The sequence below is a fragment of the Kitasatospora sp. NPDC048545 genome, from assembly GCF_040651155.1.
In the GTDB taxonomy this organism is placed as follows: domain Bacteria; phylum Actinomycetota; class Actinomycetes; order Streptomycetales; family Streptomycetaceae; genus Kitasatospora.
The window spans coordinates 70,391-96,832 of the sequence record NZ_JBEZIQ010000013.1 but is presented as its reverse complement, the minus strand read 5'-3'; the positions used below and the strand labels follow the sequence as shown (position 1 = coordinate 96,832).

Sequence of the window (26,442 nt, the reverse complement as noted above, 5' to 3'; positions counted from 1 at the left end):
TCGCATGACTGACACCGTTTCGCACCCGGAGCTCGAGGGCCTGGGCAACTACGAGTACGGCTGGGCCGACCCGGACGCCGCCGGCTCCGTGGCCAAGCGCGGGCTCAGCGAGGAGGTCGTGCGCGACATCTCCGCGAAGAAGTCCGAGTCCGAGTGGATGCTGAACCTGCGGCTCAAGGGCCTGAAGCTGTTCGGCAAGAAGCCCATGCCGACCTGGGGCTCCGACCTCACCGGCATCGACTTCGACAACATCAAGTACTTCGTCCGCTCCACCGAGAAGCAGGCCGAGTCCTGGGAGGACCTGCCTGCGGACATCAAGGCCACCTACGACAAGCTGGGCATCCCGGAGGCGGAGAAGCAGCGCCTGGTCGCCGGTGTCGCCGCCCAGTACGAGTCCGAGGTCGTCTACCACCAGATCCGCGAGGACCTGGAGGAGCAGGGCGTCATCTTCCTGGACACCGACACCGCGCTGCGCGAGCACCCGGAGCTGTTCAAGGAGTACTTCGGCACCGTCATCCCGGCCGGTGACAACAAGTTCGCCGCGCTGAACACCGCGGTGTGGTCCGGCGGCTCGTTCATCTACGTGCCGAAGGGCGTGCAGGTCGACATCCCGCTGCAGGCCTACTTCCGGATCAACACCGAGAACATGGGTCAGTTCGAGCGGACGCTGATCATCGTCGACGAGGACGCCTACGTCCACTACGTCGAGGGCTGCACCGCGCCGATCTACTCCTCCGACTCGCTGCACTCCGCGGTCGTCGAGATCATCGTCAAGAAGGGCGGCCGCTGCCGCTACACGACCATCCAGAACTGGTCGAACAACGTCTACAACCTGGTCACCAAGCGCGCCGTGGCGTACGAGGGCGCGACCATGGAGTGGATCGACGGCAACATCGGCTCCAAGGTCACCATGAAGTACCCGGCCGTCTACCTGATGGGCGAGCACGCGAAGGGCGAGACCCTGTCGATCGCCTTCGCGGGCGAGGGCCAGCACCAGGACGCCGGCGCCAAGATGGTGCACATGGCGCCGAACACCTCCTCGCACATCGTCTCCAAGTCGGTGGCGCGCGGCGGCGGCCGGACCTCCTACCGCGGTCTGATCGAGATCGGCGAGGGCGCGCACGGCGCCAAGTCCAACGTGCTGTGCGACGCCCTGCTGGTCGACACGGTCTCCCGCTCGGACACCTACCCGTACGTGGACGTCCGCGAGGACGACGTGTCCATGGGCCACGAGGCGACCGTCTCCAAGGTCAGCGAGGACCAGCTGTTCTACCTGATGAGCCGCGGTCTGACCGAGACCGAGGCCATGGCGATGATCGTCCGCGGCTTCGTCGAGCCGATCGCGCGCGAGTTGCCGATGGAGTACGCGCTGGAGCTCAACCGGCTGATCGAGCTGCAGATGGAGGGCGCGGTCGGCTGACCCCCGACCGTAGCCGCCGTCCACTGATTTCCGAGGAAGAGAGCACAACGAACAGCCATGGCTGAGCAGAACACCACCGGCTCCACCACCGCCGGGTCGATCGAGGTCGGCACCGCCGGCGCGGGCGCGCAGCTCGCCGGCCCCGGCACCGGCCGGGCCACGGTCCAGCAGCCGATCGACGCGCGCGTCGCGGTCAAGCCGTCCTTCGACGTGAACGACTTCCCGGTGCCGCACGGCCGCGAGGAGGACTGGCGGTTCACCCCGCTGCACCGCCTCGGCGGGCTGCACGACGGGACCGCCGCTGCCGCCGCGCGCGGTGAGGACAAGGTCGAGTTCACCCTCCCGGACGGCGTCACCGCCGAGACCGTCGGCCGCGACGACGCCCGCCTGGGCAAGGCCGGCACGCCGGTGGACCGGGTGGCCGCGCAGGCGTTCAGCGCCTTCGAGCAGGCCCTGGTGGTCACCGTTCCCAAGGACGCGGTGCTGACCGAGCCGGTCAGGATCGACGTGCGCGGCGAGGGCGGCGTCCGCTTCGCCCACGTCGTGATCGACGTCAAGCCGTTCGCCGAGGCCGTCGTGGTGCTCAACCACGTCGGCACCGGCATCCGCGCCGCCAACGTCGAGCTGCTCGTCGGCGACGGCGCCAAGCTGACCTTCGTCTCCGTCCAGGACTGGGAGCGCGACGCCGTCCACGTCGCCCAGCACAACGCGCTGGTCGGCCGGGACGCCACGTACAAGTCCGTGGTCGTGACCTTCGGCGGCGACCTGGTCCGCCTGCACCCGCGGGTCAACTACGCGGGCCCCGGCGGCGAGGCCGAGCTGTTCGGCCTGTACTTCGCCGACGCCGGCCAGCACCTGGAGCACCGCCTGGTGATCGACCACGACACGCCGCACTGCCGGTCGAACGTGGCGTACAAGGGCGCGCTGCAGGGCCAGGACGCGCACGCGGTCTGGGTCGGCGACGTGCTGATCCGCGCCGCCGCGCTCGGCACCGACACCTACGAACTCAACCGCAACCTGGTGCTCACCGACGGCGCCCGGGTCGACTCGATCCCGAACCTGGAGATCGAGACCGGCGAGATCGTCGGCGCCGGCCACGCCTCGGCGACCGGCCGCTTCGACGACGAGCAGCTGTTCTACCTGCAGGCCCGCGGCATCCCGGCGGACGAGGCCCGCCGCCTGGTGGTGCGCGGCTTCTTCGCCGAACTGCTCCACCAGATCGGCGTGGCCGAGATCCAGGAGCAGCTCATGGAGAAGATCGACGCCGAGCTGGAAGCGGCGGTCTGAACGCGATGAGCTTCCTCCGTGCCTGCGCGCTGAGCGACCTCCAGGAGGAGGTGCCCAAGCGCGTGGACCTCAACGGCGTGCCGGTCTCCGTCGTCCGCACCGACGAGGGGGTGTTCGCGATCAACGACACCTGCTCGCACGCGAACGTCTCGCTCTCCGAGGGCGAGGTCGAGGACTGCATGATCGAGTGCTGGCTGCACGGCTCCAGCTTCGACCTGCGCACCGGCAAGCCCTCCGGCCTGCCCGCCACCAAGCCGGTCGCTGTCTACCCCGTAAAGATCGAAGGGGACGATGTGCTCGTCTCCGTCAACCAGGAGTCCTGAGTACACATGGCAACCCTTGAAATCCGCGACCTGCACGTCTCCGTCGAGGCCGAGAACGGCCCGCGCGAGATCCTGAAGGGCGTCGACCTGACCGTGAAGCAGGGCGAGACCCACGCCATCATGGGTCCGAACGGCTCCGGCAAGTCCACCCTGGCCTACTCGCTCGCCGGCCACCCCAAGTACACCGTCACCGGCGGCTCGGTGCTGCTGGACGGCGAGGACGTCCTGGAGATGTCCGTCGACGAGCGCGCCAAGGCCGGCGTCTTCCTGGCCATGCAGTACCCGGTCGAGGTCCCCGGTGTCTCGGTCAGCAACTTCCTGCGCACCGCCGCCACCGCCGTCCGCGGCGAGGCCCCGAAGCTGCGGCTGTGGGTGAAGGAGGTCAAGGAGGCGATGGCCGCCCTCCAGATGGACCCGGCCTTCGCCGAGCGCAACGTCAACGAGGGCTTCTCCGGCGGCGAGAAGAAGCGCCACGAGATCCTCCAGCTCGAACTGCTCAAGCCGAAGATCGCGATCCTCGACGAGACCGACTCCGGCCTGGACGTCGACGCGCTGCGGATCGTCTCCGAGGGCATCAACCGGGTCCGCTCGACCGGCGAGGTCGGCACCCTGCTGGTGACCCACTACACCCGCATCCTGCGGTACATCAAGCCCGACTACGTCCACGTCTTCGCGGGCGGCCGCATCGTCGAGTCCGGCGGTGCCGAGCTGGCCGACAAGCTGGAGAACGAGGGCTACGAGGCGTACGTGAAGGGGGGCGCATCCGCGTGACCCATCCGTTTACCGGACTGCTCGACACCGACGCGATCCGCAAGGACTTCCCGGTCCTGCAGCGGCTGCTGCACGACGAGAAGCCCTTGGTCTACCTGGACAACGCGGCGACGTCGCAGAAGCCGCGCCAGGTGCTGGAAGCGCTGAACGCCTACTACGAGCGGCACAACGCCAACGTCCACCGCGGCGTGCACGTGCTCGCCGAGGAGGCCACCGCGCTGTACGAGGGCGCCAGGGACAAGGTCGCGGCGTTCGTCAACGCGCCGAGCCGCAACGAGGTGATCTTCACCAAGAACGCCTCGGAGTCGCTCAACCTCGTCGCCAACATGCTGGCCTGGGCCGACGAGCCGTACAAGGTCGACGCCGACTCCGAGATCGTCATCACGGAGATGGAGCACCACTCCAACATCGTCCCGTGGCAGCTGCTGTCGCAGCGCAGCGGCGCGAAGCTGAAGTGGTTCGGGCTGACCGACGAGGGCCGGCTCGACCTGTCGAACATCGACGAGCTGATCACCGAGAAGACCAAGGTGGTCTCCTTCACCCTGGTCTCCAACCTGCTCGGCACGGTCAACCCGGTCGAGACGATCGTCCGCAAGGCCCAGTCGGTCGGCGCGCTGGTCGTCATCGACGCCTCGCAGGCCGCGCCGCACATGGTGCTGGACGTGCAGGCGCTGGAGGCCGACTTCGTCGCCTTCACCGGCCACAAGATGCTGGCCCCGACCGGCATCGGCGTGCTCTGGGGCCGCCAGGAGCTGCTGGAGGACCTCCCGCCGTTCCTCGGCGGCGGCGAGATGATCGAGACCGTCACCATGGGCTCGTCCACCTACGCCCCGGCGCCGCACAAGTTCGAGGCCGGCACCCCGCCGATCGCCCAGGCGGTCGGGCTCGGCGCGGCCATCGACTACCTGTCCGGCATCGGGATGGAGAAGATCGCCGCCCACGAGCACGCGATCACCGAGTACGCCGTCGAGCGGCTGCTGGAGGTCCCGGACCTGCGGATCATCGGCCCGCGCACGGCCGTGGACCGCGGTGCCGCGATCTCCTTCACCCTCGGCGACATCCACCCGCACGACGTGGGCCAGGTGCTGGACGAGCAGGGCATCGCCGTGCGCGTCGGCCACCACTGCGCGCGGCCGGTCTGCCTCCGGTACGGAATTCCGGCGACCACGCGGGCGTCGTTCTACCTGTACTCGACGCCGGGCGAGGTCGACGCGCTGATCGACGGCCTGCACCACGTCCGGAACTTCTTCGGCTGACGGGACGGGGCAGGACGACCATGAAGCTCGACTCGATGTACCAGGACATCATCCTGGACCACTACCGAAACCCCCACGGCAAGGGGCTGCGGGACGGCGACGCCGAGGTGCACCACGTCAACCCGACGTGCGGCGACGAGATCACCCTGCGGGTGAAGCTCGACGGCTCGACGGTGGCCGACGTCTCGTACGAGTCCCAGGGCTGTTCGATCAGCCAGGCGAGCGCCTCGGTGCTCAACGACCTGGTGGTCGGCAAGTCCGTGGGCGAGGCGCAGGCGGTCCAGGAGGCCTTCCTGGAGCTGATGCAGAGCAAGGGCCAGGGCGAGGGCGACGAGGAGGTGCTGGAGGACGCGGTCGCGTTCGCCGGCGTCTCCAAGTACCCGGCCCGGGTCAAGTGCGCCCTGCTCAGCTGGATGGCCTGGAAGGACGCCACCGCCCAGGCGCTCGCCCAGCACCCCGCCGTGAACGACTGATCCCGCAGAGGAGGACAGACCATGAGTGACGAGACCACCTCCGCTGCGGAGGAGCAGGCCGGCATCATCGTCGGCACCACGGCCGGCACCGTTTCGGTCGAGGACCTGACCGAGGCCCTGATGGACGTCGTCGACCCCGAACTGGGCATCGACGTCGTCAACCTGGGCCTGATCTACGGCGTCCACATCGACGAGTCCGACGTGGCCACCATCGACATGACGCTCACCTCGGCGGCCTGCCCGCTGACCGACGTCATCGAGGACCAGGCCAAGACCGCCACCGACGGGCTGGTGAAGGACCTGCGCATCAACTGGGTCTGGATGCCGCCGTGGGGCCCCGACAAGATCACCGACGACGGCCGCGAGCAGCTTCGCGCGCTCGGCTTCAACGTCTGACGGACGGGCCTTCGTCAACCTGCTGCCGCGCAAACCTCTCCTTCGAGGGAAAGGTTTGCGCGGCAGTGGTGTATCTGCCAGCGGGTGGCCAGGCTGGTGCCGCGACCTCGGAGGGAGCGAAGCCATGTCGGTAGTTGCGTTCGCGCAGTTGCTTCTGCCTGACTCGCCGTACGCCATGTGGGCCCGGGGGGAACCGGAGGAGTACCTCCGGCTCCCGGACGACGGCACGCGGGTGGAAGTCGCATAGGCCGAAACGCCGCTGCCCGGGACTTCTTCGGAGGTCCCGGGCAGCGGCGTTCGTGCGTGGTGCCGGGGGTCAGGCCGCCGCGGGCTTGCGGGCGACGGCCACCGCCAGGGCGGCGCAGAGGAGCGCCGCGAGGGTGGCGAAGCCGCTGACGGCGGGGAGCAGGCCGTAGGCCTGGACGAGGGCGCCGACGACGACGATGGGCAGGGAGCTGCCGAGGTAGACGATCACCCAGAGGGCGGAGAGTTCGGAGCCCCGGCGTTCCGGGTCCAACGCGGCGACGGCGGTGGTGAACAGGGAGCGGAACGCCACGCCCTGACAGGATCCGCCGAGGACGCTGCCGATGAACAGCAGCGCCGGGGTGCCGGTGTACCCGGCGGCGACGACCAGGGCGAGGCCGGTGGCCAGGCCGGTCATGCCGAGGGCGATCACCACGCGGTCCGAGGTCGGCGGGACGACCAGCTGGGCGGCGGCCGAGGAACCGAGCAGCAGGGCGGCCACGATCGCGCCGGTCAGGTGCGAGGAGGTGTGCAGCAGCTTGGCGGCGAAGGCCGGGGCCAGGCTGAGGTAGACGCCGAAGACCGCGTACGAGACGAAGCCGGCCGAGGCGGCCAGCAGGAACTCGCGGCGGCCGGTGCGCGGCAGCCGCAGGCGCTGCGGGCGCAGGTGGGCCGGGGTGGTGATCCGGGGCGGGGAGGTCGGCGGGCGGTTGCGGCCGGGCATCCGCGGGTGGACGAGGGCCAGCGGCACGCAGAGCGCGAGCAGGGCGATGGCGTGCAGCAGGAAGGGCGTCATCAGCGGGTCCGAGCCGCCGGCCAGCAGGGCGCCGACCACCGGGCCGAGCGCGACGCCGCCGGCGGAACAGGCCAGGGTGAGCTTGGCGGCCAGTGTCGGACGGTCGGGCAGCAGGTCGCCGAGGGCGGCCCCGGCCGCGCCGGTGGACAAGCCGACGGCGATGCCCTGGACGGCCCGGCCGGCCGCCAGCTGCCAGAAGCTGCCGGCGGTCGCGAACACGACGTCGCCCGCGGCGGCCAAGGCGACGGCGGGCAGGATCAGGGCGCGGCGGCCGATGTGGTCGGACCAGTGGCCGACGATGGCCAGCACCGGGACCAGCGCGAACACGTAGATCGTGAAGAGGATCGTGGTGTCGAGGGGGCCGAGCCCGAGACGCTGCTGGAGCAACGGGTAGATCGGCGTCGCCAGGTTGGCACCGATGAGCATGAACAGCAGGGCGGCGGCCACCAGGCCGACGCGGACGCCGCGCAGCGCGTTCCAGCGGCTGATCGCGGCGAGCTGGAGCTGGCCGCGCGGCGCGAGCTCCAGGGGAAGCAGGGCCTCCGACAGTCGGCGTCCGTCGAGCCGCGCGGTGCGCAGGCCGGAGCCGGCGGGGGAGAGGTCCGCCATGTGAGGGGTCTCCTGTGGCAGGGCGCCACCAGGGTCGGCGGGGTAGGCCGGCGCGCCCGTCCTGAGGCGCTGTGGTGGTGGCCGCGGTGCGGGGCTCCCAGGTGGAGCGGATGAGCTGAAGAAGGGGGCTTCGTTGCCCCGGGGCCCGCGCGGGGTTGTGCGCGGTACCCATGCGAAGGATAAGGGGTGGGCGCACGTATACGGCGCGCGCCCCCGTGTGCGCCCCTTGCGGCCGGGCATCGGGGGTGCCACACCTATACGCTGAGGTGGTGGAACGGTACGCGGCGCTGTTGGGCTGACCGCTGGCTGAGGGAGAGCGCACAACGATGGCCGGACGACGTCGCAAGAACACCGGGGCCTCGGCGGGAGAGGGCACGGCCGAGACTGTGCTGCCCGCGGACATGGAGCTGCAGGACCTCTACGGGGCGTTCGCCGCGCACGGGCTGGACGACGAGGACCTCGACGACGCGGCGGTCCTGGTGCCGCCGGTGAAGTTGCCGCCCGAGCAGGAGCTGGCCGACCAGGCGAAGGCCGTCCCGATGTTCGGGTACGCGCTGGCGCTGGCCCGCTGGGCCGCCCCGCACCGGGCGGTGGACGAGTTCGGCGACCTCGTCGAGGCGGACCGGGCGCCCGCGGCGCGGCTGCTGGGCCTGGCCCCGGCCGAGGGCGAGGTGCCGGAGGAGGCCGAGATCGAGGCGCTGCGGGCCTGGTCGCTGGCCTGCGACCTGGACCTGGTGGAACTCGGCACGACCGCGGAGGGCGAGCACGTCGCCGTCCCGGGACCGGACCTGGAGCCCGCCGAAGAGGGCGATCCGGAGATCGTCCTGGAGCTGTGGCTGACCGCCGCCGGGATCGTCCGGGAGCTGGCCGTGGAGGCGGACTCGATGCCGGAGGAGTCGGCGGAGGGGGCCGACGCGGAGGCCGGGGCCGAGCCGGGCGAGGAGGACGAGGACGGGCTCTCCGAGGTCGAGGAGGCCCGGGACGAGGCCGCCGAGCTGCTGGACGAGGCACTGCAGGTGCTCTACGAGACCACCGCCTTCGCCGAGCCGGGCAACGAGACCGTGCCGCTGGGCGTGCTGGCCGCGCTGCTGGTGGTGCCGGAGGGCGAGGAGCCGAGCGAGGAACTGCTGGGCGACATCACCGACGTGATGGTGTCGCTGGACCCGATGCTGGGCGACCTGGCCGAGCTGGGTCTGCTGGACTACCGCCCGATCGACCCGGAGCTGTTCGACGAGGAGGAGGGCACGGAGCCCGCCGTCGTCGGCGAGGAGCCGCTGGACGAGGAGGAGTCGGCCCGCTTCGGGCTGGTCCGGCTCACCCCGCTCGGCCAGTACGGCATCCGGCAGTGGCTGCTGGAGGACGGCTACGACGCCCCGCTGGTCGGCGAGCTGGCCCAGGGCGACGCGGCCGAGCTGCTGCGCGCGGTGTGCGAGTCGGTCAACGTGCTGCCGGACGAGGAGCTGCGGGTGTGGACCACCGGCCGGGAGCCGGTGGCCGCCGCGCGCGAACTGCTCGCGGCGGCGCGCGGCAGCGACGCGTACGGGCCGCTGCGGCGGATGCTGTGCGTCTCGGCGCTCGACCTGCTGGGGGCGGACGCCGGGCCGGCCGTCCGGGAGGTGCTGGACGACCCGGAGCTGGGTGGCGCCGCGCGGGCCTGGCTGACCGCGCGGGGTGCGACGGACGTGCCGGCGCCGGACCGGACGATGACGCTGTGGACGGTGGTCGACACCTTCGCCGCCCAGCTGCTGGACAGCGGCGGCGACGCCGGGCTGCTCCGCGAACTGATCATCGACCTGCCGGTGAAGGGCGATCCGGCGGCCTGGTTCGGCGAGCTGTGGCGGGTCGACCACCCGTACACGGCGGACGTCCTGGAGGCGATCGGGGAGCTGCACCTGGACCGGGCGGTGGCCAAGGAGGCCCGCAAGGCGGCGTTCAAGGCGCGCTCCAAGAGCTAGGCGGTTCAGGGCAGGTCCAGCGAGCCGTCCTCGGTGAAGCGGAAGAACGGGTTGTGGGCCAGCTCCCAGAGGTGGCCGTCCGGGTCCTCGAAGTATCCGGAGTAGCCGCCCCAGCTCGTCGGGACCGGCGGCTTGACCATCACGGCGCCGGCCTCGACGGCCGTCTTCATCGCGGCGTCCACCAGCGCGGGGGACTCCAGGTTCACCGCGAGGGTGACGCCACGGAAGGACGGTTCGCCGGTGGCGGGAACGCCCGCGTCGGCGGCCAGCTCGTCGGTGGGGAAGAGGCCGAGCGCCGAGTCGGCGGTGCGGAACCAGACGATCTCCGGGCTGGAGGCGGTGGAGCGCCGCCAGCCGAGGTCCTCGTAGAAGCGGGCGCTGCGGTCGAGGTCGGAGATGCCGAGGGTGACGATGCTGATCCGGGCGGGGACGCCGTTCGGCGACCCGGTTCCGGCCTCGATGGTGCTGCTCTGTGCTGTCATGCCGCCAGGTTAGGGAGCGCGGCTGACAACCGGACGTCCTGACACGGCCACCGTCCCCGTCCGGCAGCCGGGCTGATGACCCGGCAGCTGCGGGCACGTAAGGTGGCGTCAGCGGTGCGGGCGCGAGGAGTCGGGGGTGCGGCACAGGATGGTGCGGGAGAACGGCGGCAGGCCCCAGGAGTGGAACACCGGCCCCGCGGGCCGCTTCCCGGTCCCGGACCGGCCGGGTCAGGAGGATCGTTTCGCCGACCAGGAGGACTTCTCCCGCCGGACCCTCGCCTCGGTCGACTTCCCCGTGTACGGCGTGGCCGCCGGGCCGGCCCGCACCGGTGAGGCGCTGTCCGCCTTCGAGACCTCCGGCGGCCGGCTGCGCTGGGTCGAGGTGCAGTGCGGCGACTGGCGTTCGACGGCCGGCCCGTACGTGACCGTGCGCACCTACCGTCCGGGCGCCGAGAGCTGCGAGCCGCTGCCCGAGCTGGAGGACGTGGTCGAGGACGAACGGGACCGCGTCTACGAACAGTTGGGCGTCGACGAGGGCGACGGGCCGGGCCGGGTGCGGGCCCTGCGCGAGTGGATCACGGTGGAGGGCGAGCCGCGCGCGGTGGAGGTGCACGAGGACCGGCCGGTGCTGCGGCCCGGGGCCGGGGCGGCCGTCGGGCCCGAGCCGGTGTGGGCCGGACGGCTGCGGATCGGCGGGCTCACCGTGACGGTCTGCGGGCGCGGGGTGGCACCCGACGGGGTGGAGCTCGGCGGGATCGGCGACTTCGAGCGGTACCTGCGCGGGCGCGCCGACCTGCTGCGCGACCTCGCCTCCCGGCAGGCCCGGTACGTCCCGGTGGAGGAACGCGAACTGCCGCCCGCCGTCGGGCTGGAGGCGCACCGGTCGCTGGTCGCGCAGAGCATCGCGGAGACCGCCGCGATCGATGCGCAGGTCCGGGCCGGGCGCACCCCGAGACTGCCGCGCGGACTGCGCGGGGACGCCTGCGCGGTGCGCTGGGAGGCGGCGGTGCGCCAGCAGGTACGGCTGGCCACCGAGACCCGGGAGGAGGCCGGGGCGGCGGTGACCTCGATGGTCAACCACCTCAACCGGCTCTCCCAGCAGACGCAGTGGCTGGTCGGCACGGCGGAGGGGGCGGCGGCCGTCGAGGAGGTCGTCCGGTACACGGTGTTCGCGAGCGAGGTGGCGAGCCTGCCGGCGCAGCGGGCCTGGGAACAGCTGTGGCGGGAGCGGCCCGGCGGCGGGGCCGGGGTCCGGGAGGAGCACCGGCTGGCCGAGCAGCTGTGGCTGGCGGCGTGGGAGCAGTGGCGGGCGGCGCGGCGCTGACGAGCCGGCGGTCCGGTGGTTCGGGGGTCCAGAGGTCCGGGGGTTTGGCAGCTTGCGGGGTCCGAAGGTCCGGCGGGCGGTGCCTGCGGTGCCTGCGGATCGGCGGTGCCTGCGGTAGGCGGTGTCGTGGATTCTGGCAGGGCCGGCGGCGGCTTGGCAAAGCGGAGGTCATGTGTCGGTCATCGGTCGGCAAATGGCCGCCCCGATGTGAGGTGGGCTTCATGCCGGGTTCACCCGCCCGGCGGAGCCTGCTGGGCGTCGGCATCCCGCCCCGACACCCGCTCATCCCCTCAGGAGTTGCTGCCATGTCGCTGTCCCGCCGGGACTTCGTCAACCGTTCCACCCTCGTCGGGGCCGGCGTGCTGATCGCCGGCGGCGCCGAGGCGCTGGCCAGCGCCCCCGGTGCGATCGCCGCCCCGGTCGGCGGTGAGGCGCCGGTCGCCGCGGCCGCCGGCACCAACGCCGCAGGCGGCACCGCCGTCGGCTACGGCACGCTGGTCCAGGACCCGGCCGGGCTGCTGTCCCTGCCGAAGGGCTTCTCGTACCAGGTCCTCAACCGGGCCGGCGTCACCAAGCTGCGCACCGGGGAGTTCACCCCGAGCAACCACGACGGCACCTCCGCCTTCGAGGACGAGCGTGGCGGCAACTACATGGTCGTCAACCACGAGCTCTCCGGTGCCCGCGCCAACTGGCCGTACCCGGTGCCGCTGACCGAGGGCCACGTCTACGACCCGGGCGCGGCCGGCGGCTGCACCATCGTGCACGCCAAGCGGGACGGCTCGGTCGAGCAGTGGGTCGGCATCGCCGGCACCGCCACCAACTGCGCCGGCGGCGTGACCCCGTGGGGCACCTGGCTGTCCGGCGAGGAGACCGAGGACAAGGCCGGCAAGAACGGCTTCACCAAGGACCACGGCTACATCTTCGAGGTCGACCCCTTCGACGACGACTACAACTGCGACCCGCAGCCGGTGAAGGCCTTCGGCCGCTACGCGCACGAGGCCGTGGTCGTCGACCCGAAGCGGGGCCAGGTCTACCTGACCGAGGACGCCTCGAACCCGAACGGCCTGCTGTTCCGCTGGACCCCGCCGGCGGGCTTCAAGCACGGCCGCCACCAGCTGCGCAAGCTGGCCGCCGACGCCGGCGTGCTGGAGGCCTTCAAGGTCTTCGACGCGCAGGGCAAGTTCGTCGACGACCTCTCCCGCGCCACCAAGGTCGGCACCACCTACGGCGTGGACTGGGTCAAGGTCCAGGACCGCGACGCCAGGACCGTCTCCGTCCGCAAGCAGTTCAAGGACGGCGAGGTCACCCGCGCCCGCAAGCTGGAGGGCATGTGGTGGGGTGACGGCGGTTTCTACTTCGTCTCCAGCTACGCCCGCTCGGAGAGCCCGCTGCAGCACGACGGCCAGGTGTGGTTCTACAACCCGGCCCGCCGCACCATCACCCTGAAGGTCCTGCTGGGCGTCAACACCGACGTCTGGGGCGACCACGACAACTTCGACGGCCCGGACAACATCACCGTCTCGCCGTACGGCGGCATCGTGATCTGCGAGGACGGCGAGGGCGTGTCGCACCTGTTCGGCGCCACCGAGGACGGGCTGGTCTACCCGATCGCCCGCAACGAGCTGAACATCGGCACCGCCGAGAAGCCCGAGTTCAGCGAGTTCACCGGGGTGACCTTCTCGGACGACGGCAGGACCCTGTTCGCCAACATCCAGACCCCGGGCATCCAGCTGGCCATCACCGGCCCGTGGCGCCGGCTGAACGAGCACAAGCGCGGCCAGGGCTACGGCGAGTGACGCACCGTCAGGTCTGAACCCGGCCTGAACCCCACGGTCGACCGGCTGTCCGCGGACTACTCGTCCGCGGGCAGCCGCAGTTGCAGCATCGCCAGCAGCCGCTGCTGCGGCTGGGCGAGGTCGATGCCGGTCAACTGCTCGGCGCGGCGCACCCGGTAGCGCAGGGTGTTGGGGTGGATGTGCAGGGCGTCCGCGGCCACCCGGACCTCGCCGAGCGCGTCCAGCCAGGCCAGCACCGACTCTGCCAGCCGGGTGCCGTGCCGGCGGTCGTACGCGGTGAGCGCGGTGAGCCGCGGGTCGCGCAGGCCGGTGCGCTCCTGCAGCAGCGCCACCATCTCGCTGACCAGCACCTCCGCCTGGACGTCGATCAGCGCCGCGACGTCGAGGTCCACCCCGCCGCGGCCCATCGCGTCCAGGATGCGGTCTGCCTGCGCGCGGGAGTCGGGCACCTGGGCCAGGGCGTCGACGGTCGAGCCGATCGCGGCGCGCAGCGGGACGCCGAGGTGCTCCCGAGCGGCCGTCACCACCTCGGAAGCCCAGTCGCGCACGGTGGTCATCGGCAGGCCCGGCGGCAGCTCGGGCAGCAGCACGTACACCCGGGACTCGATCGGGGCGAGCAGCGCGGTGCGGTGCCGGGCGGCGGTGTGCACCGAGATCAGGCCGGTCACGTCGGAGCGGTGCAGCGCCCCCGCGGTGTGCGCGCCGTACGCCAGTACGGTGGCCGGGCGGCGCAGGTCCAGGCCGAGGTGGGTGGCGAGCGACTGGGGGCCGGTGGAGCCCTCCAGCAGTCCGGTGAGCAGGGTCTGGGTCAGCCGGACGTCGGCGGACAGTTCCCGGCGGCGGCGCACCAACTGGGCGGCCGCGACACGGGCGGCGCCGACCAGCGCCTGCTCGGCGAGCGGCGCCAGCGGCTGCGCGCCCTCCTGGACCCAGATGGTGCCGAGCGGCTGCGCCCCGGCCCGGATGCCGACGGCCAGGCGGCGGCGCAGACCGAGCTCGGGGTGCGGCTCGACCGCGATCGGGGCGTCCGAACTGCGCAGGTGCTGGAAGATGCCCCACTCGCGGAGCTTGGACAGGTACGGCTCCGGGCCCTGCCAGCCGAGGATGGACAGCCGGCGAAGGTCGTCGACCTCGTCGGAGTCGGAGGAGCGGGAGTAGGCCAGCACCCGGCTGGAGGTGTCCTCGATCGAGACGATGCCGTTGGTGAGTACGGCGACGGTCTGGGCGAGGGAGAAGAGGTCGCCGGCGTTGGGTTCGGGGGCGCCGGGCGCGTCGGGGGCGTCCGGGCCGGCGATGATCGCCCGGGCCAGCGAGTCCAGGTGCTCCCAGCGGGCCTCCCGGCGTACCGACAGCAGGGCGACGCCCGCGTCGGTGGCGGCCTCGCGCAGGGCGTCGGCCTGGCCGGGAACGTCCAGCTTGACTGCGACGGCGGCGGCCCCGGCCCGGCCGGCGGCGCGCAGGGCGGGGAGCGCGGCCCGGCCGCGGGCGCCGATCGCGAGGACGAGTTCGCCGGGGGCGGCGGTGGGCGGGTCCTCCGGGTCGAGGATCGCGACGTCGCGGACGGAGACGTCCAACCCCTGTGGGGCGGCCTGGAGTTCGACCAGCGGTTCGCCCAGGGACATCAGCAGCTGGCGGAGCGGGAGGCCGGGGGTGGTCACTCGGGCCTCCTTCATCCGCTCGGACAACGCCGTGTGGTTGATTTTAGCCGGGCGGACAGAGTTCTGGTTCGTCACTCGTAAATAGTTGACTCTGACTATTCAAGAGTGGATAGTCAGTACTGACCAAGAGATGAGGATGTCTCGTGGCGAAGCGACGCAAGGTGTCGAACCCGCTGGCACTGGCGGTCCTGGCCGAACTCCTGGCCGAGCCGATGCACCCGTACGAGATGGGGCGCCGACTCAAGGAGCACGCCAAGGACCGCAACATCAAGTACAACCGCAGCTCGCTGTACATGGTCGTGGAGCAGCTACGGAAGGCCGGGTTCGTCGCCGAACGGGAAACCGTCCGCGACACCCAGCGGCCCGAGCGCACCGTCTACGCCCTCACCGAGGAGGGGAAGGCGGAGCTCTTCGACTGGATGCGCGAACTCGTCGCCGAACCGCAGCACGAGTACCCCGCGTTCGGGGTCTCGCTGTCGCTGCTCATGGTGCTCCCGCCGGCCGAGGCCGTGGAGCTCCTGGGGCGGCGGCGGGCCGCCCTGACCGCCGAGGTGGCGGCCATCCGGGCGACGCTGCGCAAGGCCACGGAGGAGGGCGTCGGTTGGCTCTTCCTGATCGAGGAGGAGTACCGGGTCGGCGGACTGGAGACCGAGATCGCCTTCGTCGAACGCCTCGTCACACAGCTCCAGGAGCCGGACTTCATCCGGACCTGGCAGGAGTACTTCGGGAGTCTGCAATGAGTGCACCGCGTACACCCAGGAAGGCCCTGGTCATCGGCGGCGGCATCGCCGGACCGGTGACGGCGCTGGCCCTGCGAAGGGCCGGCATCGAGGCGGAGGTCTTCGAAGCCTACGGGACCTCCGCCGAGGGCATCGGCGGAACCTTCATGATCGCCCCCAACGGGCTGGCCGCGCTGGCCGCCGTCGGCCTGGCGGAGCAGGTCGACGGCGTCGGCCAGCTGATCGAGCGGATGGTCATGGAGGACGGGAAGGGCGGCACCTTCGCCGAGTTCCCGGTGGGCGGCCGGGCGATGCGGCGCGCCGAGCTCTACGAGGTGCTCCAGCGGAGGCTGCGCGAGGAGGGCCTGTCCGTGCGGTACGGCAAGCGACTGGTCGGCGTCAAGGAGAGCCCGACCGGCGTCACCGCCCGCTTCGCCGACGGCAGCACCGCCGACGGCGACCTGCTGATCGGAACCGACGGAACCCGCTCCGTGGTCCGCGAGCTGATCGACCCGGCCGCGCCCGGCCCGCAGTACACCGGCCTGATCGGCGTCGGCGGCTACAGCGCGCACCGGCTGGACGGGGCGCGCGGGCGTGGTGAGACCATGCACTTCGCGCAGGGCGGGCAGGCGTTCTTCGGCTTCTGGGCCCTTCCGGACGGCGCCGGCACGGCCTGGTTCAGCAACATCCCGCAGCCCGAGCAGCTGACGTCGGAACAGGCCCGGAGGGTGTCGCAGGAGGACTGGTTGGCGCTGGCGCGCAAGGTGCACGCCGAGGACCTGCCCGCCCGGGACGTCCTGGCGGAGGCGGACGCCGCGACCGTCGAGGTCTTCCCGCGGCTGGAGATCATGCCGTCCGTGCCGCACTGGTACCGGGACCGGCTGGTGCTGGTCGGCGACTCGGTGCACGCCCCGTCCAACAGCTCCGGCCAAGGGGTTTCACTGGCCGTCGAGAGCGCGGTCGAGCTGGCCCGCTGTCTGGAGTCGCATCCCGGGCTGCCGGGCGCCCTCGCGGCCTACGAGGCGGCACGGCGGCCCGTGGTGGAGGAGGTCGCCGCGAAGGCCGCAGCCGTCAACAACCGGAAGGCGAGCGCCGGGGCGGGGGTGTGACGGGCGGTGCGAAGGCCCGACGGGGGGAGAACGGCGGCCGGGGGTGCGGGTGCTGCGCTGCGGGGTGAAGGCCGGTTCGTGACCGCAGCGTGACCCCCTTCGTCGGGCCGGACAACGCCGTACGGGGGAATTTAGCCGCCAGGCCAATCAAGTGGCCCCGCGGCCAGGAATAGCGTTCGTGCTGTGGCCGGCGTGCGACCCACGTCGGCAATCCCCCGCATTGAACGAAGGAGAGCGTGCGCTCTATGGACGCTGTGACCCAGGTCCCCGCGCCGGTGAACGAGCCGGTCCACAGCTACGCCCCCGGGAGCCCGGAACGGGCCCGTCTGGAGGCCAAGCTGAAGGAGCTGGGCGGCCAGGAGCCGGTCCAGCTGACCATGACGATCAACGGTGAGCGCCGGATGGGCGGCGGCACCGAGATCCACGTCGTCCAGCCGCACAACCACGCGGCTCGGCTCGGCACCCTGCGCAACGCCACCCAGGCCGACGCGCAGGACGCCATCGACACTGCCCTGGCCGCTGCCCCGGCCTGGCAGGCGCTCTCCTTCGACTCCCGCGCCGCGATCTTCCTCAAGGCCGCCGACCTGCTGGCCGGCCCCTGGCGCGAGACCCTGGCCGCCGCCACCATGCTCGGCCAGTCCAAGACCGCGCAGCAGGCCGAGATCGACACCCCCTGCGAGCTGGTCGACTTCCTGCGCTTCAACGTGCACTTCGCCCGCCAGATCATGGCCGAGCAGCCGATCTCCTCGGACGGCGTGTGGAACCGCAGCGACCACCGCCCGCTGGAGGGCTTCGTCTACGCGATCACCCCGTTCAACTTCACCGCGATCGCCGGCAACCTGCCGACCGCGCCCGCGCTGATGGGCAACGTGGTGCTGTGGAAGCCGTCCCCGACCCAGCAGTTCTCCGCGCACCTGCTGATGCAGCTGCTGGAGGAGGCCGGCCTGCCCAAGGGCGTCATCAACATGGTGACCGGCGACGGCCTGGCCGTCTCCGAGGTCGCGCTGAAGCACCCGGCGCTGGCCGGCATCCACTTCACCGGCTCCACCGCGACCTTCCAGCACCTGTGGCGCGAGGTCGGCACCAACATCGCGGGCTACCGCACCTACCCGCGGATCGTCGGCGAGACCGGCGGCAAGGACTTCCTGGTCGCCCACCCGTCGGCCGACCCGAAGGTCCTCAAGACCGCCATGACCCGCGGCGCCTTCGAGTTCCAGGGCCAGAAGTGCTCGGCGCTCTCCCGCGCCTACGTCCCCGCCTCGCTGTGGGCCGGGCTGAAGGACGAGTTCGCGGCCGAGGTCGACGGCCTCACCATGGGCGACGTCACCGACCTGTCCAACTTCATGTCGGCCGTCATCGACGAGCGCGCCTTCGCCAAGAACAAGGCCGCCATCGACCGCGCGCAGGCCGACTCCTCCGTCGAGGTCCTCGCCGGCGGCACCTACGACGACTCCGTCGGCTACTTCGTCCGCCCGACGGTCCTGGTCTGCCAGGACCCGGCGAGCGAGTACTTCAAGGACGAGTACTTCGGCCCGATCCTCGCCGTGTACGTCTACGAGGACGAGAAGTACGAGGAGATGCTGGCCCAGATGGAGTCGGTGTCCCCGTACGGCCTGACCGGCGCGGTCATCTCCCAGGACCGCGCGGCGGCCCAGGACGCGATGCACAAGCTGCGCTTCGCCGCCGGCAACTTCTACATCAACGACAAGCCGACCGGCGCCGTCGTCGGCCAGCAGCCCTTCGGCGGCGGCCGGGCCTCCGGCACCAACGACAAGGCCGGTGCCAAGCAGAACCTGGCGCGGTGGACCTCGACCCGCTCGGTCAAGGAGACCTTCGTCCCGCCGACGGACTACCGCTACCCGCACATGGGCTGACCGGCCCCTCCGACCGATCCGCTCCAGTAGCCACCGGTCACCCGCGACGCCCGGCCCCGCAGCCGGGCGTCGCCCGCCGGGGCGGCGGGCCACCCCCGTACCGCCGCCCCGGCCCTTCTGCCACCCTTGGAAACATCAGCTCCAGGAGTTCACGATGCTCCGTTCCGCCCTTCTCGCGGCCTCCCGGTCCCCGCAGGTCCGCACCGTGGTCGAGAAGTTCCCCCCGACCCACGCGATAGTCGAGCGCTTCGTCGCGGGCGAGGCCCTCGACGACGCCGTCACCGCCTGCGACGACCTGGTCGCCACCGGCCGCAAGGTCACCCTGGACCACCTCGGCGAGGACACCCAGGACGCCTCCCAGGCCGCCGGCACCGCCGAGGCCTACGAGCACCTCCTCAAGGCCCTCAAGGAGACCGGCCTGGCGGCCGGCTCCGAGGTCTCGGTCAAGCTGTCGGCCGTCGGCCAGTTCCTCCCGGTGGACGGCGAGAAGATCGCGCTGGAGAACGCCCGCCGCATCTGCGAGGCCGCCGCCGACGCGGGCACCACGGTGACCCTCGACATGGAGGACCACACCACCACCGACTCCACCCTCGCCATCGCGCGCGAGCTGCGGGCGGACTTCCCCTGGCTTGGCGTCGTGCTCCAGGCCTACCTGCGCCGCACCGAGGCCGACTGCCGCGAGTTCTCCGGCGCCGGCTCGCGCGTGCGCCTGTGCAAGGGCGCCTACAAGGAACCCGAGTCGGTCGCCTTCCAGGGCAAGCACGAGGTCGACCTCGCGTACGTCCGCGCGCTGAAGGTCCTGATGGCCGGCGAGGGCTACCCGATGATCGCCTCGCACGACCCCAACATGATCAAGATCGCCGGCCAGCTGGCCGAGTGGAACGGCCGCAAGCGGGACTCCTTCGAGTACCAGATGCTGTTCGGCATCCGCCCGGAGGAGCAGCTGCGCCTCGCCGGCGAGGGCAACACGATGCGCGTGTACCTCCCGTACGGCCAGGAGTGGTACGGCTACTTCATGCGCCGCCTCGCCGAGCGCCCGGCCAACCTGACCTTCTTCCTGCGGGCCATGGCCACCCGCGGCTGACGCGGCCGGCGCCACGACCAACGGCTCGTACCCCCTGTGTGGGAGGGGGTACGGGCCGTTCGGCGTTCCCTGGAGGAAGTCCTTGGTGTCCAGCTCGAACTCGAAGGGGGCGGGGAGGGCGAGGGGCTCGCCGAAGGCGGCGAGGTGGACCTCGGTGTACTCGTCGCGATGCGGCTTGCCGAAGAGGCTGATCTGCGACTTCTCCCGGTCGATGAGGAGGTACAGCGGGATGCCGGCCCGGGCGTAGCAGTGCCGCTTGGTGATGCGGTCCTGGTCGGGTTTGGCCGAGGTCACTTCCGCCACCATGGCGACGCCGTCGGGCTCCATCCACGGCGGGGCGCCCCGGAAGTGGCGGAGTTCTCGGGGTGCGAACGTTGCGTCCGGGATGACGTGGTTCTTCGGACAGAGTCCGCCGCTGACCAGACGTAGGCCCTTGCCGCCGGAGACCTGCATGTGGACCTTGGACTTCGCTCTCACCTGGTCGATCAGCAAGTCGATTCAGTCCTCGTGATCGCCGTCCGGCGGTGGTGCCACGATGATCTCTCCCTCGATCAGCTCGGCTCGGAAGCCTTCGGGGGAGTGCAGGCTCAGGAAGCTCTCCAGCAGGATGTCGGCCTGCGACGGGGAGTCCGCGATCGGTTGCTCATGCGCCACAGCACTCATGATGCCCCTCCTTCGGATGGGCGTCACGCTATTCGTCGCCGGGACGGGTTCTGCAGTACACGGCCGACCTTCACTCGATGGTGTGAGTTCAGGGCCGGGCAGAGGATTTCGGTTCTGGTGAACTGGGCTGAACTGGGCTTTCATCGGAAGGAGTTGGGGATGCTGAAGGGTTTTGAAGGGCTGTCCACGCCGTTGGTGGCGGACGCGTGCGTGCGGCTCGGGGTGGAACTGCGGGCGGCGCCGACGGGGGTCGTCGGGGTGGTGGCCGGGGCGCGGGTGGCCGGGCGGGCGCTACCGGTGCGGCACTACGGGAGCGTGGACGTGTTCCTGGAGGCGTACGGCGCCGCCCGGGACGGGGACGTGCTGGTGATCGACAACGGCGGGCGGACGGACGAGGCCTGCATCGGGGACCTCGCGGTGCTGGAGGCGCGGGCCGCCGGGGTGGCCGGGATCGTGGTGTGGGGGCTGCACCGGGACACCCCCGAGCTGCTGGAGATCGGGCTGCCGGTCTTCAGCTACGGTGCGCTGCCGCTGGGGCCGCTGCGGCTGGACGGGCGGGAGCCGGAGGCGCTGCTGTCGGCGCGGGTCGGGCCGCACACGGTGACCGCCGGGGACGTGGTCCTCGCCGACCCGGACGGGGTGCTGTTCGTGCCCGCCGACCGGGTCGAGGAGGTTCTGGCGGCGGCCGCCGGGATCGCCGTCACCGAACGGGCGCAGGCCACGCGGATCGCCGCCGGGGACACGCTGCGGAAGCAGACCGGGTTCGAGGAGTTCCTGGAGCGGCGGGCCGCGGACCCGTCGTACAGCTTCCGGCAGCACCTGCGACGGGTCGGCGGGGCGATCGAGGAGTAACCGGCCTGCCGGGTGGGCGACTTACAGGGGCCGGTACATGACGTGCAGGCCGACGTAGCCGTCGACCGGGTGGTGGAAGGCCTCGGGGACGGTGCCGACGACCTCGAAGCCGAGCGACTCGTAGAGCTTCACGGCGTGGTGGTTGTTGGCGACCACCGCGTTGAACTGCATGGCGCGGAAGCCCGCCCGGCGGGCCCAGTCGAGGGTGTGCTCGACCAGGGCCCGCCCGATGCCCTTGCCGTGGTGGGCCGGGTCGACCATGTAGCTGGCGCTGGCGACGTGCCCGCCGTTGCCCGGGCGGTTGCGGTTCATGGTGGCGGTGCCGACGACCGTGCCGTCCTCGCCGACGGCGACCACCGTCCGGTCGGGCGCCGAGTGCATCCACCACTCCATACCCAGCTCGGAGGTCATGTCGAGGGGGTAGGGGAAGGTCTCGCCGGCGGCGACGATGGCGTGGAAGAACGGCCAGATGGCCGGCCAGTCCTCGGGGGTGGCTTCGCGGATGATCATCCGCTCAGGATGGCCCGCGGCGGACCGGGCGGGCCAGCGGTTTTTCCGGCCGCCGCTCTTCTGGCCGCCGGTCTTCTGGCCACCGGTTTCCGGTCAGCCACCGAGGACGGCGCGCTCGACCGCGGCGGCGGCGCCGGCCTGGCCCCGGGCGTTCGGGTGCACCAGTCCGTACCGCAGCGGGAGGACGCTGGTCAGGATGCCGTCCAGCCAGTGGTCGGGGTCGCAGACGCTGTGGCCGGCGGAAGCGGGGTAGAGGTCGACGAAGGTGTCGCCGTGGTCGGTGCTGCTTCGAGCGATGACCGCGTTGAGCGGCTCCAGGATCGCGGTGCGGGCCCAGGCGAGGTCGCCGGTGGTGACGGTGGCGAAATGCAGCAGGTTGCCGTACTGGCAGTGGGTGGCGTCCTCGGGGATCAGGTGCGGGTAGCCGACGGTGATCACCTTGGCGGACGGGGCCTTCGCCTGGAGCGCGGTGAGCATGGCGGCGTAGTCGGTGCGCAACTGGCCGAGCCGGCTGGGCAGTTGGGTGTCGTACTTGTCCTTGCAGGGGGTGCCCTGGCCGAGGTGGGTGGCGCCGAGTTCGATGCAGTCCAGGAGGATCTGGCCGAAGCCGAGGTCGTTGCCGCCGACGCCCACGGTGATCAGGTCGGTGTCCGGGCCGGCGGAGTCGATCTGCGGCGGGACAGGCGGGTAGGGGGCGTTCGGGTCGGTGCCGAGCGGTGGGAGCGGGCGGCCGAGCGGGGAGAGCTTGGTGGCACGGACGTTCTCGGTGGTGGCGCCGCTGCAGCTGACGTTGCGCAGGTCGGTCAGGGCGCCGAGGTCGCGGCGGATGATCTCGGGGTAGGACTCGACGGTCCGGGCGCAGCCGTCGCGGGGCTCGGTCTCGGCGCCGGTGGCCTCGATGACGCCGGCGGTGAAGGAGTCGCCCATGGCCACCCAGGACAGTGCCCGGGCGCGTTCGGCGGGCTTGGCGGCGGCAAGCGCGGCGGTGGGGCTGGTCAGCCCGGCGGCGAGGACGACGGCGGTGCCGGCGACGGCGAGGCGGGACAGGAGGCGGGGCACGGTCTCTCCTCAGCGGGTGCGGGGGAGAGTGCGGTTTCACCCCCCTGAGAGTCAATCGAGTCGGTGTGTGGACGACTTGATCCCTCAGGAGGGTGAAACCGCGGGTGCCGGCGTGACGGCGGGGAGCTACAGCAGCGCGGCGGAGGGCTCGATCATCGCCCGGGCGGTCTTGCCGTCGACGTACTCGCCGAGCGCGGTCATCTCCCACTCGCCGCCGGGGCGGCGGACCAGCTTGCACATCACCACACCGGTGCGCGGTTCGGAGTGGGTCAGGTCGAAGCGGACCAGTTCCTCGTTGGTGCCGGCGTCCAGCAGGCGGCAGTAGGCGTTCTTGACGTCCGTGAACTTCTGGCCGGAGAAGGAGTTGACGACGAAGACCAGCCCGTGGACCTCGGCCGGCAGGCCCTCCAGGTGGACGGTGATCAGTTCGTCGTCGCCGTCGCCGCCGCCGGTCAGGTTGTCGCCGGAGTGGGCGATGGCGCCGTTGAAGATGTTCAGCTTCATGAACCAGGCCGTCTCCAGCCGCTTGTGGCGGGCGTCGAAGGCGAGGCAGGAGGCGTCCAGGTCGACGCTGCGGCCGCGGGCGGCGGGCTCCCAGCCGAGTGCCATCCGGACGGAGGAGAGGAAGGGGCGGCCGTTCTTGACCAGGGAGACGGAACTGCCCTTGACCAGGCTGACCCGGCCCTTGTCCAGGGTGATCTTCGCGGGCGCGGCCGGGGCCGGGGGAGCGGCGGGCGGTGCGGGCGGGACCGGGGGCATCGGGTGCGAGCCGGTGGTGAGGGCGATCCGCGGGTCGACCGGGGTGGTGGCGGGCGGAGCCGCGGGGGGCGCCGGCGGAGCGGTCGGCGGGGAGGGGAGCTGGAGGGTCGGGTCGGCCGGGGCCGGCGCGGCGGCGACGGGGGCGGGCGGCGCCGCCGGGGCCTGCGGGGCGTTCCGGGCCGGGGCGGCCGGGGCCGGGGTGTCCTCGACGCTGACGCCGAAGTCGGTGGCGATGCCGGCGAGGCCGTTTGCGTAGCCCTGGCCGACCGCGCGGACCTTCCAGGCGCCGTTGCGCAGGTAGACCTCGACCACGATCAGCGCGGTCTCCAGGCCGAGCCGGGGCGGGGTGAAGGTGGCCAGGACCTCGCCGCTGTCGGCGTCGCGGACGGTGGCGGTGGGCTCGGTCCCGGCGAAGGTGGAGACCTGGTCGGCGGGGCTGGCGGTGACCACGATCTTGGTGATGTCCGCCGGGACGGCCCGGGTGTCGACGGTGATCGCGTCGGGAGCGCCGGCGGTGGCCGGGCGGTGGCTGACGCCGGGGCCGTTCGGGGCGTTGAAGAAGACGAAGTCGTCGTCCGAGCGCACCTTCCCGGCGTCGGTCAGCAGCAGGCCGGAGACGTCCAGCGCCTTGGGCGCGGTGACCTCGACGGTCACTCGCGCGGCGGTCAGCGGTGCGTTGCCGCCTTGGGTCAGGACGGTGGACACGGACTCCTCCTCGGGTGCGGAACGACAGCCCCGGTCAGGGGCCGTTGGGGCGCCCGGCCGGGTGCTGCCCACAGTAACGAACGAGGGTGCGGGGATGCGCCCGTCCGGGCACGTCAGCTGTCGGACAGTCGGAACGTTGTCGCGACATACCGCCGGAGGGCGGCCGTGTCCGCCCGGCGGCCGGGGTGTTCAGCGGGGTGCGGGGGCCGCCGGGCCGCCGGGGTCCTGGGGAGCGGCGGGCGGCACCGGATCGGTCGCCGGGGTGGGGCCGAAGCCGCCGAGCGCGGCCACCGCGCGCGGCCGGTCGAGCGCGAAGGCGGAGGCGCTCCAGCTCTCCGCCCCGGCCGACTTGCGGACCGCGGACGGGTCGGCCGCGGCCGGACGGGCCCCGCGCACGCCGAAGGTGTAGTGACCGGGCCGGACGTCGGTGCCCGGCGGCGTGGTGAAGCGGTACACCAGCGTGCCGCGCTCCTGCAGGACGGTGACCACGGCTCCGGGCAGGTCGGTCCAGGCGGTGCCGGTACCGGCTGCCGCGTCGCCGGGGACGAGCCGGAACTCGGTCTGCAGGGCGGTGACCGGCTCGGTCACGGTGAGGCCGAGTTCGTGCCGCAGGCCGTCGCGGCCCAGCGGGGCGACCAGGGCGGCGCCGGACAGGGCGTGGTCGGTGTCCGGGTCCGGGGTGCCGGGGTCGGGGACGGGTGTGCCCGTGGGCGCGCCGGGGTCGGGCGTGCCGGAGCCTGGCGCGCCGGGGCCGGGTGTGCCGGTGCCGCCGTCCGGGTCCGTCGGGGACTGGCCGTCCGGGGACCCGCCGGTGCCCGGGCCGGTCCCGGTGGGCGGCGGGACGGGGCTGGTGGGCGCGGTGGGCTTGATGCCGGGCAGGTTCGGCGAGTGGCCGCCGGTGGGCTGTCCGGTGGGCTGGTCGGTGGGCGGGGTCGGGGCGGCGGGCGAGGGCCCGGCCGGAGCCGGTGCGCCCGGTTCGGTGCCCGCGAGCTGGGTGCCGGAGGGCGGTGCGTCCTGGTCCGCCGCGCTCCGGCCACCGGTCGGGGCCGCGAGGGGGGTGCCCGGGTGGGTCGGGTGGTCGGCGGGCGGGGTGGCCGCGACCGGCGCGGCCCCGGTGGGGTGGGTCGACGGGTGCGCCGGCTGCCGGGCGGTGGACGGCCCGCCGGAGGCCGGGGTGGTGGTCGGGGTCCGGTCGGAGGCCGCCTCGGCCTGGTCGGTGGCGCCCGGGGTGGGCGGCGGGGTCGAGCCGACCCGGGCCACGCCGGCCCGACGGCCGATCCCCTGCTGCTCGTTGAGCAGGAGGGTGGTGGCGATGCTGATGCCGACCACGGTGGACATCGCCATCGCGGCGCCGGAGAAGCGCAGGGTGGGGAGTCGCAGGCGGCCGCCGAACGGGCGTGGCCGACCGTGCCGGTTGTGCCGCTCGGGCTCGTGCCGAACGTCCAGCGCGGTGTCCTCGCGCACAGCCACCGGACCCCTCCCTCCCCGAAGTCGCCGTCGCGTCGCCGTATTCTCCCACGCGCTGCCGCCGGGCCCGGCTCCGGCCGCCGGGGGCCGGTCTCCGCCGCGGGCCCGCGCCGGGGAAGGGGGAGAGCGTACCAGCGGGGGGTCGTACCGTGGACGGTTTCCATCCATTTCGTGGACATCCGTTCGATGTGCGGAAGCTGACGTTCCGTCCGACAAGAGCGGTAAGGGGCGGTTGCCCCGGACGGGGGTTATTGCAACCCCCTTGCAACCCTTGCCCACCCGGCACACCGTGGCGCAGGCTGAGGACATCCCACGCCGTCCCGGAGAGACCGTCATGCCGCCCGACCCGCTGTCCGCAGCCTCCAGTGCACCCATCGCCGCCACCCCCACGGGCGGCGATGGGGACGGCTCCACCGCCGCTCCGGCGGCGGTGGAGGAGGTGCTGACCCTGCGGATCTCGCTGGGCGAGGAGGTGGTCGGCGAGGTGCGCACCCGGTTCCGGTTCGACGCCGCCCACCCGTACGAGGTGCTGCTGACGTTCCACCTGGGGCGGCCGGACGAGGCCGACTGGGTGTTCTCGCGCGAACTGCTGCGCGACGGCCTGCGCACGTTGAGCGGTCAGGGCGACGTCAAGCTGTGGCCGGCGTACTGTCCGTGCCACGGCTCGACGTTGCACCTGGCGCTCGAATCGCCCCACGGCAGTGCCCTGCTGGAGGCCCCCAAGCCCCGGGTGCAGGCCTGGCTGGACCGGACCTACGTGCTGGTCTCCGAGGCGCGGGAGCGCGACTGCGGCCCCAGTGACGCCGACCTGGCCGCACTGCTCGCGGGCGGCTGACGGCCGGCCACCGGCGG

Annotated in this window: 23 protein-coding genes and 1 pseudogene; 16 read left to right on the top strand and 8 right to left on the bottom strand. The window is 72.3% G+C overall.

What is annotated here, in order from left to right:
* Positions 1-4: 4 nt before the first annotated feature.
* From sufB to AB0D10_RS15200, 7 genes are read left to right on the top strand one after another with little or no spacing between them, the layout of a single operon-like run.
* The gene (gene sufB, locus AB0D10_RS15230; RefSeq protein ID WP_360255860.1) at positions 5-1,420 is read left to right on the top strand and encodes a Fe-S cluster assembly protein SufB; all 1,416 of its coding nucleotides are present in this window, start codon (positions 5-7) and stop codon (positions 1,418-1,420) included.
* Between the two features lie 57 nt (positions 1,421-1,477).
* Positions 1,478-2,707: a Fe-S cluster assembly protein SufD gene (gene sufD, locus AB0D10_RS15225; RefSeq protein ID WP_360255857.1), complete on the top strand. Its 1,230-nt coding sequence runs from the start codon at positions 1,478-1,480 to the stop codon at positions 2,705-2,707.
* Between the two features lie 5 nt (positions 2,708-2,712).
* Positions 2,713-3,030, top strand: a complete 318-nt coding sequence (locus AB0D10_RS15220) for a bifunctional 3-phenylpropionate/cinnamic acid dioxygenase ferredoxin subunit (protein ID WP_360255855.1) — start codon at positions 2,713-2,715, stop codon at positions 3,028-3,030.
* 6 nt (positions 3,031-3,036) lie between these two features.
* Positions 3,037-3,801, top strand: coding sequence for a Fe-S cluster assembly ATPase SufC (sufC, locus tag AB0D10_RS15215; RefSeq protein ID WP_063349527.1), 765 nt, complete (start codon positions 3,037-3,039; stop codon positions 3,799-3,801).
* Complete coding sequence (locus AB0D10_RS15210; RefSeq protein WP_360255852.1) at positions 3,798-5,057, top strand: cysteine desulfurase; 1,260 nt, start codon at positions 3,798-3,800, stop codon at positions 5,055-5,057. The genes sufC and AB0D10_RS15210 overlap by 4 nt, the downstream gene beginning before the upstream one ends.
* Before the next feature lie 20 nt (positions 5,058-5,077).
* A complete protein-coding gene (gene sufU, locus AB0D10_RS15205) occupies positions 5,078-5,530 on the top strand; it encodes a Fe-S cluster assembly sulfur transfer protein SufU (protein ID WP_360255850.1) in 453 nt (150 codons plus the stop codon).
* Positions 5,531-5,551: 21 nt separating this feature from the next.
* Positions 5,552-5,926, top strand: coding sequence for a metal-sulfur cluster assembly factor (locus tag AB0D10_RS15200; RefSeq protein WP_360255848.1), 375 nt, complete (start codon positions 5,552-5,554; stop codon positions 5,924-5,926).
* Positions 5,927-6,242: 316 nt separating this feature from the next.
* Here the strand turns inward: AB0D10_RS15200 and AB0D10_RS15195 are convergent, their stop codons facing one another.
* Positions 6,243-7,574, bottom strand: a complete 1,332-nt coding sequence (locus tag AB0D10_RS15195) for an MFS transporter (protein ID WP_360255846.1) — start codon at positions 7,572-7,574, stop codon at positions 6,243-6,245.
* A gap of 326 nt (positions 7,575-7,900) precedes the next feature.
* Between AB0D10_RS15195 and AB0D10_RS15190 the strand changes: the two genes are divergently transcribed.
* The gene (locus AB0D10_RS15190; RefSeq protein WP_360255844.1) at positions 7,901-9,529 is read left to right on the top strand and encodes a hypothetical protein; all 1,629 of its coding nucleotides are present in this window, start codon (positions 7,901-7,903) and stop codon (positions 9,527-9,529) included.
* 5 nt (positions 9,530-9,534) lie between these two features.
* Here the strand turns inward: AB0D10_RS15190 and AB0D10_RS15185 are convergent, their stop codons facing one another.
* Entirely contained in the window at positions 9,535-10,011 is a 477-nt protein-coding gene (locus AB0D10_RS15185) for a VOC family protein (RefSeq protein WP_360255842.1), read from the bottom strand.
* A gap of 136 nt (positions 10,012-10,147) precedes the next feature.
* On the opposite strand from AB0D10_RS15185, the gene AB0D10_RS15180 reads away from it, so the two are divergent.
* A complete protein-coding gene (locus AB0D10_RS15180) occupies positions 10,148-11,335 on the top strand; it encodes a hypothetical protein (RefSeq protein WP_360255839.1) in 1,188 nt (395 codons plus the stop codon).
* A gap of 305 nt (positions 11,336-11,640) precedes the next feature.
* Positions 11,641-13,131, top strand: a complete 1,491-nt coding sequence (locus AB0D10_RS15175; protein WP_360255837.1) for an alkaline phosphatase PhoX — start codon at positions 11,641-11,643, stop codon at positions 13,129-13,131.
* A gap of 56 nt (positions 13,132-13,187) precedes the next feature.
* Here AB0D10_RS15175 and AB0D10_RS15170 read toward each other — a convergent pair whose 3' ends face one another.
* On the bottom strand, positions 13,188-14,789 hold the full coding sequence (locus AB0D10_RS15170) for a helix-turn-helix domain-containing protein (RefSeq protein ID WP_360255834.1): 1,602 nt from the start codon (positions 14,787-14,789) through the stop codon (positions 13,188-13,190).
* Positions 14,790-14,932: 143 nt separating this feature from the next.
* Between AB0D10_RS15170 and AB0D10_RS15165 the strand changes: the two genes are divergently transcribed.
* From AB0D10_RS15165 to AB0D10_RS15150, 4 genes are all read left to right on the top strand, one after another.
* On the top strand, positions 14,933-15,529 hold the full coding sequence (locus tag AB0D10_RS15165) for a PadR family transcriptional regulator (protein ID WP_360255831.1): 597 nt from the start codon (positions 14,933-14,935) through the stop codon (positions 15,527-15,529).
* The gene (locus AB0D10_RS15160; protein ID WP_360255828.1) at positions 15,526-16,617 is read left to right on the top strand and encodes an FAD-dependent monooxygenase; all 1,092 of its coding nucleotides are present in this window, start codon (positions 15,526-15,528) and stop codon (positions 16,615-16,617) included. The genes AB0D10_RS15165 and AB0D10_RS15160 overlap by 4 nt, the downstream gene beginning before the upstream one ends.
* Before the next feature lie 245 nt (positions 16,618-16,862).
* Complete coding sequence (gene pruA, locus AB0D10_RS15155) at positions 16,863-18,491, top strand: L-glutamate gamma-semialdehyde dehydrogenase (RefSeq protein WP_360255826.1); 1,629 nt, start codon at positions 16,863-16,865, stop codon at positions 18,489-18,491.
* A 154-nt stretch (positions 18,492-18,645) separates the two neighbouring features.
* Positions 18,646-19,575, top strand: a complete 930-nt coding sequence (locus tag AB0D10_RS15150) for a proline dehydrogenase family protein (RefSeq protein WP_360255823.1) — start codon at positions 18,646-18,648, stop codon at positions 19,573-19,575.
* Positions 19,576-19,647: 72 nt separating this feature from the next.
* Here the strand turns inward: AB0D10_RS15150 and AB0D10_RS15145 are convergent.
* A pseudogene (locus tag AB0D10_RS15145) lies at positions 19,648-20,238 on the bottom strand (Uma2 family endonuclease); the annotation flags it as partial.
* A 159-nt stretch (positions 20,239-20,397) separates the two neighbouring features.
* On the opposite strand from AB0D10_RS15145, the gene AB0D10_RS15140 reads away from it, so the two are divergent.
* Positions 20,398-21,090 carry an RraA family protein gene (locus AB0D10_RS15140; protein ID WP_360255821.1) on the top strand — a complete coding sequence of 231 codons (693 nt, stop codon included), beginning with the start codon at positions 20,398-20,400 and terminating at the stop codon, positions 21,088-21,090.
* 21 nt (positions 21,091-21,111) lie between these two features.
* On the opposite strand, the gene AB0D10_RS15135 is transcribed toward AB0D10_RS15140, so the two are convergent.
* The 4 genes from AB0D10_RS15135 to AB0D10_RS15120 all read right to left on the bottom strand — a co-directional run bounded on the left by AB0D10_RS15135 (position 21,112) and on the right by AB0D10_RS15120 (position 25,593).
* Complete coding sequence (locus tag AB0D10_RS15135; RefSeq protein WP_360255819.1) at positions 21,112-21,600, bottom strand: GNAT family N-acetyltransferase; 489 nt, start codon at positions 21,598-21,600, stop codon at positions 21,112-21,114.
* 93 nt (positions 21,601-21,693) lie between these two features.
* Positions 21,694-22,659 (bottom strand): SGNH/GDSL hydrolase family protein, encoded by a 966-nt coding sequence (locus AB0D10_RS15130; protein WP_360255817.1) that lies wholly within the window; start codon positions 22,657-22,659, stop codon positions 21,694-21,696.
* Positions 22,660-22,785: 126 nt separating this feature from the next.
* Positions 22,786-24,111, bottom strand: coding sequence for a TerD family protein (locus AB0D10_RS15125; protein ID WP_360256016.1), 1,326 nt, complete (start codon positions 24,109-24,111; stop codon positions 22,786-22,788).
* 201 nt (positions 24,112-24,312) lie between these two features.
* Positions 24,313-25,593, bottom strand: coding sequence for a hypothetical protein (locus tag AB0D10_RS15120; protein WP_360255815.1), 1,281 nt, complete (start codon positions 25,591-25,593; stop codon positions 24,313-24,315).
* A gap of 331 nt (positions 25,594-25,924) precedes the next feature.
* On the opposite strand from AB0D10_RS15120, the gene AB0D10_RS15115 reads away from it, so the two are divergent.
* Complete coding sequence (locus AB0D10_RS15115) at positions 25,925-26,425, top strand: SsgA family sporulation/cell division regulator (protein ID WP_360255812.1); 501 nt, start codon at positions 25,925-25,927, stop codon at positions 26,423-26,425.
* Positions 26,426-26,442: the final 17 nt, after the last annotated feature.